Origin of the sequence: Bacteroides reticulotermitis JCM 10512 (genome assembly GCF_000517545.1) — a bacterium.
Lineage (GTDB): Bacteria > Bacteroidota > Bacteroidia > Bacteroidales > Bacteroidaceae > Bacteroides > Bacteroides reticulotermitis.
The window spans coordinates 168,879-183,891 of the sequence record NZ_BAIV01000006.1; the positions used below are offsets into that span (position 1 = coordinate 168,879).

A 15,013-nucleotide genomic window follows, 5' to 3' on the forward strand; every position below is an offset into this window, starting at 1 on the left:
TATTAATTTAGAAAGTTAAGTTCACGCCAAAAGTAAAGTTACGGGTAAAGGGATAACGTTTCAAACCGGAAACATCGCGAGTAGCTTCCGGATCCCATCCGTCTTTAATTTTAGTAGTTTCCCAAAGATCCGCTCCCGTCACATACAGACGAGCGCCCTGAATGACTTTCGTCTTACTCAGCATATCAGCAGGGAAAGTATATCCGATAGTCACATTCTTCAAACGAAGGTACCGTCCATCCTGAGCGGTGATAGAAGATGCCTGGTAGTTATAATTGTTGATCTCGCTATTGTTGGTATAAGGAGCATAATAGGCGTTCGGAGTAGAAGTGTTCCACGTATTGCCGATAGAAGATGTTATCGTATTGGTATAGTTGGAACGGAAAGGAACAGTCCAGTTGTCGATACCCCGATAAATAAACCGGTTGGCCGAACCTTGGAAGATCACATTAATATCAAATCCTTTATACGCCGCTCCTAAATTGAATGAGTACGAGATTTCGGGAGTATCACTTCCTAAGTAGATATAATCCTTATAATCGAGTACGCCGTCACCGTTTTCGTCGCAGAACATATTGTCACCTACACGCAATTCAGCCGGCATACCGATACCGTTATTGTTATAATACTTAGCTTGATAAGCCGCCAACTGCTCTTCATTCTGGATCTTACCACCGTAACGCAGTCCGAATATCGAATTCAGCGGATATCCTTGTTGTGTCCCCTTGTACCCGGAACTAATAACCGTTGTACCACCAAAGTCCACCAATTCGTTTCGAGTAAACGTGAAGTTTCCACCCGCATGATAGTCTACTTCTCCGATCTTACCGCGATAAGCTAACTGACCTTCAAATCCCCAGCCCTTAAACTTACCGGCATTGGAAGTCGGTGCTTTATCACCCAAAATACCCGGATAGGTAACCTCGACCAACATATTGTTGTTCCGCTTCATAAAAGCTTCTACCGTACCGGTGAGGCGACCGTTGAGGAATCCAAAATCTACTGCGATGTTGTAGTTTTTAATACGTTCCCAATTACGGGTTGTAGAAGCGAATTTCCCATTAGTAGCAATGTAAGAAAGTTTATCCGAACCTACAAAAGCGCCGGTTCCGGACACTAGCTTATAAAACAGATAACCATCATAATTATCAATACCACTCTGGCTACCCATTTCGGCATAAGAAGCACGCAGCTTCAGATCACTCAGGAAATCGACATCTTTCAGGAACGCTTCCTGCTTTAAACGCCATCCCAGAGAGAAACCGTAGAAAAGATCCCAACGGTTCTCCGGTTGGAACTTCGACGAACCATCATACCGGGCATTAACCTCAACGAGGTAGCGGCTGTCATAATCATAATTAAGACGACCAAAATAGGACATATTAGCATTCTGATAATTATTTTTCTTCATGGCTTCGTCCTTATCAGCCAAAGTCAACGAGCCGGTACCGTTGATAATATCAACGCCAGCGAGGATGTCGGTATAGTTGGCCCCATAGTAACTCATGTCCTTGAACTCGTATTGAGTACCCAACGTCAGACTCAGGTTATGCTTCTGAGCAAAAGTCTTGTGCGCATTGATATAACCGGAGAACGAGTAGAAATCGGTGCGCGAAGTTGTTTGCTGATAATATGATTTCTCTTGCGAAGGATCGACAAGCGTCTGCGAGTTACCGACAAAGTTATAATACGTAATTGCATTCTGCACGGTGCTGCGACTGGCAGTAGAAGTATTATAACCCACGTTAACACTGGCATCCAACCAATCGGTTACTTTGGCATTCAGCGTTTCACTGATATTGATCGCCGAGACAGACAGTTTGTTGTCTCCTCCCTGTTCTACTTTAGAAACGGGTGATCCCCATGTTCCCCAAGCATAAGGTTTTCCATCGGATGTTTTCAACGGAAGTCCGGGCATCGGCATCGATACTGTCAGCACAGAACCGATCAAGGTAGGTGACACCTGCTCCTGACGATTGTATGAGATAGCGGATTCCAATGAGATATTACGATTGAACTTATACGTGTTGTTGACACGGAAGTTATAGCGGTTGTTATTGTTATTACCGTATTGCAACGTAGAACCATCGTACAAATAGTTCAATGAAACACGATACGAAGATTTGTCCGATCCGCCGGATATGCTCAGGCTTTGTTCGGTAGACCAAGTCGTATCAAAGAGTGAACCCAACCAGTTTACGCTATCATCAAACACGAAGTCTTTCACATCCGTAAAAGCTGCTGATCCAAAAGGATTGGCACTTGTTTCCAAGTCGATATAAGAATTCTTATATTTTTTAGCCAACTGGGCATACGTATACCACACGTTAGATGTATTATTGTCGTTGGACAAAGCAGACATTACGCCGTCCGCCCATTGGTCGATGTTCATCAATTCGGGCATCAAGCAACGGTTTTCATAGTGGCAGTAGCCCCATACTCAACCTTTACCTTACCTTCAACTCCTTTTTTGGTGGTGATCAAAACAACTCCACCGGCTGCTCGCGAACCATAAATGGCTGCCGAACCATCTTTAAGGAAGTTGATTGTTTCAATGTCATTGGGGTTGAGCAGACGCATGTCGTTGACACTATTACACGCTACCCCATCGATGATAATCAATGGTTCGGTCGAGTTTTTAGAAGAAGAACCACGAAGATTCAAACTCCAGCTCTCGTCGCCCGGTGCGGAAGACCCGCGGGTTATCATAACTCCGGCAACCTGTCCCTGTAAAGCTTCTAAGGGGCTCGAAAGGCCTCCCTTTTCTTGAAAGGATTTGGCTCCGACTACGGTTACAGCACCTGTCAACGATTCTTTCTTTTGAGTTCCGTAACCCACTACTACGACTTCATCCAGCAGTTCGCTATCTTCCATCAATTTAACATTGATAGTCGATTGAGCGGTTACTGTTATTATCTGATCCTTGTAACCAATGTAGCTGAATTTCAAGTTTGTCCCAGCCGAAGCATTGATAGAGTAGTTACCATCGATATCGGTAATCGTTCCGCCGACTCCACCTACTACACTGACATTGACTCCAATCAGCGGTTCGCCATTCGGGTCGACTACCTTGCCTTGAATCTTCTTTTGTGCTTGTGCCACTACCTGATTTTCATTTTGATCAGCATTAGCCCAGGCCCTTGAAGCAGGACATAGCCCTAACATCAATCCTAATGCAAGCACGATTGTCTTGTTAGGCCGCGAATTAAAAATTAATCCTCTTTGTTTCATAAAATTAAATTTGAGGTTTAAAAATAGTATTTATTTCTTCTTTTCTAAAATTAGACGGAGTATAAGAATGGCTCCGAATTAATTCTGACTCTTGTTCCATATATGCAAAATGTTGTTATTAAGTAATTTAAGCAATGAATTAAATGCATTTTTTAAAGCATTCGCGCATCTCACGCCGTCCCAGAAAAAGGTGATTTTCTACGGTACGCCGACTGAGTTGAAGCGTACCGGCTATTTCGGTCGAAGTCTTTCCTTGGTAACGGTTCAGGGTATAGACCAGGCGACGCTGCTCCGGAAAAGCACCGAGTATGCGTAGTTCTGTCTGCGCCAGATCATTGGCGATGACTTTTTCTTCTGTCTCGTTGGTGGAAGTAACCGAATAGTCGTATAGATAACTATTTATCTCCTGCTTCTTATAATAGCGACGGATATAGTCGGTCACAATGTTGCGCGCGATTGTAAACAGGAAGTACTTCACGGTATCCGGACGAAGCATTTGCTTATAATCCAGCAGACGTACAAATACATCCTGGGTCAGATCTTCTGCTTCGTAGCGATGGGTGATGCGATACGTTATATAGGAAAGAATTACCTGATAATATTCTTCGTAAGAACGGGTAATGATGTTGTTGGAAGTGTTAGTTGCTGTCTTCATAATACGATCTTTTTCGGTTTCTATCACATTGCAAATATAGAATGGATTATGAAGATACCTACCGGGAAAAGGTACGGATCGATCTCAACGTATCGAGCTAGACTAATTAGCAACCAACCAACTGTATACCAGCCAAATAAAACAAAGAAACCCGCAGTCTCATATTATTAAATGAGACTTATTTCCTATTGTCCGGCACCTTTCTGCCCGAAAGAGGGTTGCTTTTCGGAAACTCATGGCTTGTTTCGGTTTGTTTCATGCCTGTGAGAATTTTGTTTCCTCGGTATGAAACAAAATTCTCACCGTGAAGAGAAAAAAGTTTCCCATGGAGGAAACAATAGTTCTCTGGGCAGAAACAGAAATTTCCAAGCGATGCAACTGTTCAGTACACCGCTTCTTTTCGGGCAACACCCATGTTCTATTGCCAACTTACTCGTAGAAAGATGGGAACTAAGCACAAACCTTCGCTAACCGACCAAGGAAAAGACCTTTCATTAGCCCGTAAAGTATCAGTTTTCGCCCTCCTGTAATTTTTTCTTTTCAAAAGGTCTTTGTCAGCGGTCACAAGCATATACCTAACAGACTGATTGCAGGCAATTAAGTATGCGGAAGTAAGCCCGTGACAGATAGGTGACAACAATTAGGCTGTCACAACGCAATGAAATCTCACATAGGTTATTCTTTTGAAAGTAAATACCCGATTGATAAGGAAATAGAAAACAATGGCTAGCACATTCATAGGAAGGTAAACAGCAGGTAGAGACCAGATCGAGACCGTCCTTTATTCCTCTTTATCCGTTCCTCCGATGCTTCGGATATACTCATTGGGAGTAACGCCAGTACTCTTTTTAAATGAACGGAAGAACGAAGCACGCGAACTAAAACCGCAAAGTTCCGCCAACGCACTCAGCGTGTAACGGGCATACTGACTGTCGGTTACAATCTTTTTGAAGCGCATCACCCGATATTCATTAATGAAGTCATAATAAGATTGCTTGAGATACTGGTTCAACAGATAGGACAAGGAGTGAGAAGAGACCTTTAAAGCGGTTGCCAAATCACCCATTTTCAGTTCCGGATTGATGTAAGGATGCTCGGCCTCAACATAAGCCACCAAACGTTCATAAAGTTCCTTGCATTCCGCATCGGTCAACCGATTGGTTTTATACTTCTCTTCGGGCTGAGGTTCTTCGTGAAGAGTTTCCACAGCCGTTTCTTCCTCCGGTTTCTCTTTCTGTGAGAGAGCAGACACCATGGCACGGCGTATCGGTCGCCAGACATAATAGCGGATAAGCAAAACACCGGTGACGACCAACACACAAAGAAGTCCCCAGCCCCACCAAGATTAAGGGAGAGATCTTTACTTCATACACAGCCTCGGATTGCTCATTGCCCGGAAGACGTACCCGAAAGGAGTACTTCCCCGCCGCTAGTCCGTAGTAAGCCACCTCGCTCTGGGCAGTCAGTAGCTTCCAGGCGGAATCAACTCCTTCCAAACGATATTCGTACAGAAGAGCGGAAGGAAGGCCATAGGCGAAATCGGTAAAGCTGAAAGTCAGGTTATTCTGATCATGCGCCAACTCTTGTCCCATGACCGATATTCCATTGGCCAATACATCGGTAAACACGATGGGACGTACTTTGTGACGCACTTCATTCACTTTGGCAGGATCTACATAAATCAGTCCTTTGGTGTTGCCGAACCACAAGATTCCTCGCTCATCCTTATAAGCCGTTCCATTCGTAAAAGTAGGTCCTGGCACGCCATCATTAAAGCTGAAAGAGTCGTACTCCTCTCCTTCTCCTTTCATTCGTATCAACCCGTCGTTGCAACCTATCCAGAGCCAGTTCAGATTATCTTCCACGATCGACATCAAGGAATTGTCGGGCAAAGCGGATAGTATCGGTAAGTTGCGGTAACGCTCCATGGACAGGGTTGACGTAAACAAACTGCCTTTTTCACGAATAAAGTACAGATTATGCTGGCTGTCTTCGTAAATGGTTCGCACCTTATCCTTGTGGACAAAGCCTTCAGGGAACACATTGGAGCGGAGACTTTGGGAAGTCGGGTCGTATATACACATCCCGGTTTCCGTAGCAATCCAGCCCTTACCGGTAGAATCAAAATTGATTTCGTAGACATTACCTTCCGGCAATTGCGAATTGGCGCTGTTGTAGTTCTTAATCTCCTTCGTCTGTCCGTCGTAGCAGAACAATCCCTGAGAGGTTCCGATCCACAGATGCCCCTTTGTATCAGGCCGTATACAGAAGATGTGCCCTTTCTGAAAGAGTTCGGCATCACCTTGCGTGAAGTATTTAAGCGATAGGGTTTGGGGATTAAGCACCATCATGCCGCCGCCATAAGTACCCACATAGTATTCGCCTTCGTAGAAACAGATGGTGAGGATCAGGTCGGACGTCAGCACCGGTTTCACGAAGCTCTTGACGATGCCGGTCGACTCGTTGATGTAAAACAAACCGTCACGGGAACCAATCACTTTCTCTTCGCCCCGATTCTCAAAAGAGCGTATGGAGAGGTTGGTGGAGTTAAACAGAGGAGGATAAGCATAGGTTTGGAAAAGCCCGTTTTGATAGAGCGAGTAATCTAATCCGGCTTGGAAGTGTCCCACCCAAAGCGCATTCCGATCATCTACCAACAGCGAGTAGACGGAGTTACTGCGAATGCCGTCTTTGTTGGTCAGTTCGTGACAGAAGCTACGTACCACCTGCTCTTTCTTATGCGATAGGAAATGCACACCATTGCCATCTGTAGCCACATAAATCAGATCTTTCCCATCACTGGATATATCGGAAATAACGTCGCACCCCAAAGAAACGGTATGCGAAAAGGCTTGTCGGGTCATGTCGAAGCGAACAACTCCTTGGCTCATCGTGCCCAAATAGAGGGTTTGCCCAATGCGGGCTAAGCAACGAAAGTAATCTGCTTCGGGCACGTTCTCCCAGAAATGCCAGGAATCTATCTTTTTACTTTTCAGCGAATAGGCATATAGTCCCTGCACCGTAGCCATCCAAAGCACATCTTTATCTTCGCTCAGACAGATATCCATGATCCGGTTGCAGGCAGCCAGCATGTTTTTATCGATGGGAACGTGCGTGAATTGTCCGCCTTCCTGAATATACAACCCTTTATCGGTGCCGATATAAAGCGTTTCTCCATCAGCCAACAGGGCGTTTACCGTAAAGTCTATTTTCTCGGAGACGATGCGTTCTAGTTCGTGAGTCGAATGGTTTAATCGCCAAAGACCGATACCATTGCCCACCCATAGCTGTTTGCTGTCGGTTTCGGCAATGCAGTTGACTCGTTTCTTACGACCGAAGTCTATGCCTCGGAATTCGAAATGTTTGACTTTCACGCCATCAAAACGATCCAGACAGTTGTCGGTACCTAGCCAAACGAAGCCCTCCGAATCTTTATAAATAGCGTTAACCAACAATCCGGATAAGCCGTCAGTCATCACAACATTACGAAATGTATAGTTCTGTGCCTGCGAATTTATTCCGCAAACCAGACAAACAACAATTGTAATGAGGTATTTAACTACGTCTTTCACTTCGTATGATCCTTTTTTCAGATTAAACTTGTTACAAAGATACTATTTCTTTATTAAAAACAGAGAGATTCCACAGGCAATCTCCTTACTCTTCTACCCGCACGTTTAGCCGCGAATCCACTAATTTAACGGGGACATTATGCAGAATGACTCCGGCCTTTTCGGCGTCCCCAACGGTTATTCCATTTAATAATAGTTCATTTACATTTACAGCAACAAGCGGCGTTCGAGGATCAGGCGACTCAGAAATAAACGAACAATTATTGACTTCAACCTTTTCTACATTGCGCATAAATAGTCCGTAACTGGGCAAATTGCGCCAGACAGTAGGTTGCGGATATCCCTTCTCATCTTCTATCACGTCTCTGAAAGAAGCCCAATACTTATCCGGGAACATATTCTTCGCCATATCATGTCGTACACCTTCTATCAGCTCCCGGGTTAAGAAGTTACCTTCTGTCAGGCCTCCCTTATTCACCAAGCGAATATTATTCAGATAGATGTTCTCTATCTTCTGTTGAGGTATGCCGGATATCGAAGAGCAAAAGTTCCCCGTACCATAGGCCGTAATATTACTAATGTTTATATTCCGCATTTGACCGACAGGAGGTGTAGGCGCGCTTTCGATGTGCTTACGCCCTCGGTTGCCCAACCGGACATACAACGGACACGCTGTTCCCTGAATCAAGATGTTGTGAATCGATACGCCATCCATAACCCCTCCGTCCACAATCTCCAGTGACAAGGCGGTGATGCCTGTCGGAGTAGATTTAATAGTACGTTGACCGGCAAAGCGACTGGGCGTCACGATGCAGTCGGTTATCGAAATATTCTTAAACCCACCGGTCGATTCTGTCCCGCATTTAATGGCATTGGCAAAGCTACTGACGACGCAATTATGGATGAGTATATTTTCACAAGGGGCTTCTCCTGTACTTTTCAGCACGATCCCGTCGTCATCTGAATCAATCACACTGTTGGACAAGACAAACCGGCGGCATCCGTCTATATCGATGCCGTCATTGTTACCATTGCCGTGGTTGAAGACGTGCGTATTGGTTACGAGTACGTCTTCACAATTCAAATAGTGCTGATTCCAGATGGCCGAATTAAGCATGGTGATATCACTGACGGTAACGTTTCGGCAGGAGATGAAAAGGATATTCCGCGGGCGTCCGTTACAATCACCGGCAACACCGCTCACACGTCCTTTTTTACCTTTCCCTTTTCCGTCAATGGTTCCCGGGCCAGTAATGCGAATGTTATGCGCTCCCTCGGCATAGATTATTGATGTCCACCCTCCGGCATCTTTGAGCGAGCGGTACGAGGCCGGTGGAATAAGTGGAAAATCCGCATAGTTATCACTTGCTTCCAGACGAGCTCCATTACTTAAATGGAGTTCGACATTATCTTTGAGGAAAATGGTTCCGGTGCGAAACGTGCCCGCCGGAATCACAACCCGTCCTCCTCCGTTTTGAGAAGCAGACTCAATGGCCTGATTAATGGCCTGTGTATTTATTTGCAGAGAGTCCGCAGACGCTCCGTAGGTCAAGATGTTATAATCGTAACCTTTAATTTGTGCATTAGCCCCCAAGCAACAAACTAAGCATAAAATTAAAATCCAACGCCTCTTCATATATGAATACATATTTATAATATATATACGAAGAGGTGTTGGACTTTACTCAATACCAACTGATTTATTATGGATATGCAGGCTAATTGCCCGCTTTAATCAGGTAAGTCTTTCCTTCTTGAGTTTCAAACGTATTGATATAGTACTTTCCATCGCGTACTTGTTTGGACTCCGCACCTTCTATTTGAAGTGGCGTTTCTGTTCTGAGCACACACTTATTTCCTTTATTCGACTTAATCTTGGCCTGCTTCAACTGATGGTTGGCCCACACAATATCAACCTCAAAGTTGCCCCGGGCTTTCAAACCGGTTATATTCCCTGACGGCCAGGCATTGGGGAGGGCGGGCAACAAATGCAACTCTTTCAAGTGACTTTGCAGGAGCATCTCCATAAATCCGGCTGTTGCTCCAAAGTTCCCGTCAATCTGAAAAGGCGGATGCGCGTCAAAAAAGTTCGGATACGTTCCACCTACTCCACCCGCCGTAGGCTCGCAATAGCGCATGATTTCGCGAATCATTTTATAAGCATGGTCGCCGTCCAGCAAGCGAGCGGCAAAATTAATCTTCCATCCTTTACTCCATCCGGTACCTTCATCCCCGCGAAGGGCAAAAGTCTTATCGGCAGCTTGCGCTAGTTCAGGAGTGGTCAGAGGAGATATCTGTCGTCCCGGATGCAACCCGAACAGATGTGACAAGTGTCGATGATGGGGATCTGTTTCTTTATAATCCTTACTCCATTCCTGCAATTGTCCCTGTGCACCGATGCGATAAGGAAACAAACGGGCTGTTTTCTCAACCAACTGTTTGCGGAACTTCTTGTCGATGTTCAGTATTTCGGAAGCTTCAATCAGGTTGGTAAAAAGATCTCGTATGATTGCGATATCCATTGTAGTTGCCTCCGACACCGCATGCCGCTTATTGTCAAACCAGAAAAGGTTCTCGGGCGTAGTGGACGGCGAAGTGATCAGATAACCGTCTTTCTCTATCAACCAATCGAAACAGAACAAGGCAGCCTCTTTCATCACTGGATAGGCCTCGTTCTTTAAGAATTGCGTGTCGCCTGTAAAGCAGTAGTGTTCCCACAAATGCTGAGAAAGCCAATTGCCACCCATATACCAATTAGCCCAAACCGGATCGCCATCGCCACAATTGCCAACGGGATTGCTCAACCCCCAAATGTCTGAGTTGTGATGCGCCACCCATCCTCTTGCATGATAGTACTCTTTAGCAGTTACCTTACCGGTTTGCGACAGATCTTTAATCCAGCGCAAAAGAGGTTGATGCATCTCCGACAGGTTGCCGACCTCGGCAGGCCAATAGTTCATCTGCGTATTAATATTGATTGTGTAGTTCGAACTCCATGGTGGGCGAAAATCCTTATTCCACAGTCCTTGCAGGTTAGCTGCCGAACCGCCGGGACGTGAAGAAGATATCAATAAATATCGGCCGTACTGGAAATAAAGCACTTCTAAAGCCGGATCATAATTGCCGTACGAGTATAACTTCAAGCGGAAGTCAGAAGGCAGTTTGTCATTCACTTTATTATTTAATGTATCGGTCAACTGCAACGATACCCGATCAAAATAGGATTTATAATCTGCAACGTGTCTTTGCTTCAACACGTCGAAGTCAGAAAGAACCGCTTTATCCATGCGGCGTTGCGAGATCAGTTTCTCATCCTTCCCTTCCGAATCGGGATGTTTGTTAAACCCGTTGAAGCTTGTGGCGGCAGATAAGAAAAGGGTCAGTTGGTCGGCATTCTTCACATGAATACCTTTTTCATCGGACAAGATAGTCCCTCCGACAGGTACAGCTTTCAGAATTGCTTGGAATCGCATTCCTCCGAGTCCGTTCGCATCTTCTTGTTCGATGGCTTTCTTGTCCGGTCGGTTGTAATAGCTCGGAGCCACATAGGCAGGTGCTTGACCGTTCATGAAAAGTTGGTTATCGTCGTGGGGCAAAATGACATTCTTTACCAAGCTGCTCAAGCTGATATCTAACGTAAGCTTTTCGGGTTGACTGGCTGTAAAGCGGACAATCAACACACTATCCGGAGCGGAAGTAAACACTTCGCGGATGTACTTCACGCCGCCCACCTCAAAAGAGGTCGTGGCAATTGCTTCATCCAAGCGTAACTCTCTCACATACCCGTGAGGAGAAGCTTTACCTTCAAAGCTCTGCTTAATACGCAGGTCTCCCAAAGGAAGGAAGCTTTCCGAAAAATGCCCCTGCATCTTCCGGCAAAGATTGCTTGCCGTTTGGTAATCATCCTTAGCTAACGCATCTCGAATAGGCTGAAGATAGTTATACGCTTCAGGATTGACATTCTTCTTTTGCGGACCACCGGACCACAGAGTTCCTTCATTCAGCTGTATCAATTCTTCTTCTACACCGCCAAATATCATGGCACCAATCTGTCCGTTACCAATTGGCAAAGCTTCCACCCATTGTGTCGCGGGTTGCTCATACCAGAGTCTCAAATTCTCTTGCGCACTCAGTGGTATAGCCAGCAACGCCAACACCCATAACCCGATTCTTTTCATTTCCTTGTCTTTATGTGTTTTTATAAATCTACGTTTAACGTGCTGAATATACTTAAAGTTAGCGGAAAGTATGATACAAACCTTAACTTTTTTCACTTATTCCACATTATTCGGTCGGATTCAGCTCGTTTACGTATCGCTACAAACACGGTCAGTCCTATCGTTCGATTAGCTCTATGAGATAGCTGAAGCTATACTTTTTGTCAAGCAAGCGGTATTGGTTATGAGGATACATGCCCCAACTATTGTCTCCACCCAGCCCGCGTTGTTTCAAGTCAACATGCAGAAATACATTCTTTTGAGGTATTACATCAATCGTATGTTGCAATTTGCGCGTCAGTCCCGGGTCGAGATCCTCGGGCGAGAAATGCAGAGCTGAGAAAGCTATCGGCTGCAAGCCTGTAACTCGTATTCCGCTACCGTCTTTATCTAACAAGGTTAACCAACGAACTTCCGTTTTATTCCCCGTTTCCTGCGGGCGTATATACGCATAAAACTGATTTTCAACCTTGTCGTTATAGCAACCGATGAACGAACTTGAATTGCGGTCTATATAGTTTTCATAAGGCCCTTTGCGTAATAACTCAGATTATCATAGGGTTGTAGCAATTCCATCCGCATTCCGAAACGAGGAAGTTCGGGCAATCTTGTTCCGGTCAAATCAATCGTTCCTGTTATAACAACCGATCCGTTGTCGCGTATCAGATACTCCATTGTATACGGAACCTGAACATCACTCAACACCCAATCGACTTTAACGGATAATCCCTGTTCGTTCTTATCGCCTACGGCCACATCCTTGACATACCGATTCAGATGAGCTGTACGCCACACCCCTGCCAAGCTAGACAGTTTATTCCCGAAATCGTTATCAACCGGGGCACGCCAGAAAGCCGGTTCGGGGTATTGCTTGATAGGGCGTTTACCATTCATGCCGTAGTCGAACAACAAACCTTTCTTTAGATCGATCTTTCCCGAAACCGCACCCGACTTGAAGGAGAGTATATCGCCTACGGTCTCATAAGACAAATTGCCCGAAGCAACAGGAAGCGAAGTAAAGAAACTTCCGTTAGTCAGTTTTATTTGTTCCTTAGCTACTTCATAGCGTGCAGGAACTAAATCGGTAGCCTGTTTTGTATACGCATATAAGTTGAGGAAATACTCGTTTCCATCTTCCGGTGTTTCAGGAAGATTCAAATGTAGTTCTTTTTCCTGATGTGGATTCAGGTCGACCTTAAAGTCTCCTGTCGCAAGCTCCTTTCCATTCTTTACCACCTGCCAGGTAAAGTCATAGGCATTCAGATTCGTGAAGTCATAGCGATTCTTAACCGATACCGTCTTTCGATCCGCACTTTGGGCACTGAACTGAATATACTGATAGACTTTCTTCACCTCATAGGCCTGAGGTTTAGGAATTCCATTCGCAGATATAATGCCATCCGTTCCGGTATTATGCTCGCTTTGTTTATCCTCGAGCCACTTATTGCTACCCATTCGGCCATTATAAGTCCAATACGTCCGTCCATCTCTGGGCTCCGTGTGCATCCTGAAACCTTGATCCATAAAATCCCAGATAAAACCACCTTGCAGATTTGGACTGTCATAAATAACGTCCCAGATATCTTTGATATTACCATTACTGTTCCCCTGAGCATGGGCATACTCGCACATAATATACGGACGCTGCTTCCCGGATTTACGGTACTCGGTTATTCTCCACATATTGGGATACATCGGACAGACTACATCTGTGTTCCAATCTTCCCACGCTTGTTCGAATTGTACAAAGCGACTGGGGTCATAGGCTTTCAGGCGGTTGTATTCATCATGGAATACTTTGCCATTGCCACATTCATTACCCAATGACCAGCCAATGATACAGGCATGATTTTTATCTCTTTCTACCATCCGGGTTATGCGATCAACATGTGCAGCATACCAGTCCGCACGATAAGCCGGATGTGGAATCGTATCTTTAAAATAGGGAACTGAGCCCATGCCGTGTGTTTCTATGTTCGCCTCATCGACTACGTAAATTCCATACCGGTCGCACAGCTTATAGAATAAAGGATGATTCGGATAATGGCTTGTGCGCACAGCGTTCATGTTAAGTTGCTTGATCAGTTTCAAGTCACTCATCATAATATCAAGGTTCTGCACATGCCCTAAGCTATCATTATGTTCGTGTCGGTTTACACCTTTTATATATACAGGCACACCGTTGACCAGCAGTTTAGCATTCTTGATCTCTACCTTTCTAAAACCTGTTTTATAAGCAGTGACGGCTACCGTTTTATGCTGATCGTCCAGTAATGTCATGACGCAATCATAAAGGTTTGGAGTCTCGGCACTCCATTTCTCAACATTCCGAATCAGCCCGGAGAAAGCTAAAGTCGTTATTTCTTCGCTTGCATCAAACTTCTTTTGTAGGGACACGACCGGCTTACCTGCTTTATTGATAAGCTCTAATTTAACCGCACCTTTCTCAATCGAGTGATTCTCAAACTTCCGCAAATCAACCGTCGCATGAAACACACCGTTCTTATAGGCCGCATCTAAATCCGGTTTTAAGAAGAAATCCCAAATCGAAACTTTGGGATAGGCTTGCAGAAACACATCGCGTTCAATGCCTGTCAATCTCCAAAAGTCCTGATCTTCCATATAACTACCATCGTGCCACCGATAAACCTGTACTGCCAATAAGTTCTCGCCTGCTTTCAGGTATTGGGTTACGTTAAACTCCGCCGGTGTTTTAGAAGCCTTAGTCATGCCGACCTTTTGCCCATTGATGTATATCTGCGCATAGCCGACAATGGAGCCAAAGTGAAGAATAATCTCTTTTTCCTCCCAACCAGCCGGAACGGTAAAAGTCTTGCGATAGGTTCCTACGGGATTATCGACATCAATATAAGGTGGATTAGGTGAGAAAACATATTGGATATTGCGAATGATAGGTTCGCCAAAGCCCTGCATTTCCCAGTTGGAAGGAACTTCAATATCAGTCCAAGCAGCATCGGGCAGCCCCTCGCGATAAAAATGTTTCTCACTTCTTTCTATAGTAGGCGAATAAGCAAACTTCCACTTACCATTCAATGATTTATACCAAGGAGAAAGCGTTACGTCTTCTTTGATGGCATCTTCTCGACATGAATACATCATAAAATCGGCATGTGGCTTTTCTTTGTTCCACTCATACGTTACCGGATTTTCCCATTCGTTCTGTTGGGCGTGTACCAAGCCCGTTGCTAACAACCAAGTAAAAACGAACGAGATAAGGATTCTTCTTCTCATATTTTTCAATTAAATAAGTTCAACGAAACGAGTTATCAGTAAACAGTGTGCCAAAAGCTCAAGCTATTACGCAACAATGAACTTCT

At 44.9% G+C, this 15,013-nt stretch carries 3 protein-coding genes and 3 pseudogenes; all 6 read right to left on the reverse strand.

Annotation, left to right across the window (positions count from 1 at the left end):
- Positions 1-7 precede the first annotated feature (7 nt).
- A pseudogene (locus JCM10512_RS05410) lies at positions 8-3,231 on the reverse strand (SusC/RagA family TonB-linked outer membrane protein).
- Positions 3,232-3,370: 139 nt separating this feature from the next.
- Positions 3,371-3,886, reverse strand: coding sequence for a sigma-70 family RNA polymerase sigma factor (locus JCM10512_RS05415; RefSeq protein ID WP_044161184.1), 516 nt, complete (start codon positions 3,884-3,886; stop codon positions 3,371-3,373).
- 781 nt (positions 3,887-4,667) lie between these two features.
- A pseudogene (locus JCM10512_RS05420) lies at positions 4,668-7,458 on the reverse strand (two-component regulator propeller domain-containing protein).
- 85 nt (positions 7,459-7,543) lie between these two features.
- Positions 7,544-9,094, reverse strand: a complete 1,551-nt coding sequence (locus JCM10512_RS05425) for a glycoside hydrolase family 28 protein (protein WP_044161249.1) — start codon at positions 9,092-9,094, stop codon at positions 7,544-7,546.
- Positions 9,095-9,176: 82 nt separating this feature from the next.
- Positions 9,177-11,636, reverse strand: a complete 2,460-nt coding sequence (locus JCM10512_RS05430; RefSeq protein WP_044161186.1) for a glycoside hydrolase family 95 protein — start codon at positions 11,634-11,636, stop codon at positions 9,177-9,179.
- A gap of 157 nt (positions 11,637-11,793) precedes the next feature.
- A pseudogene (locus JCM10512_RS05435) lies at positions 11,794-14,927 on the reverse strand (glycoside hydrolase family 2 TIM barrel-domain containing protein).
- Positions 14,928-15,013 lie beyond the last annotated feature (86 nt).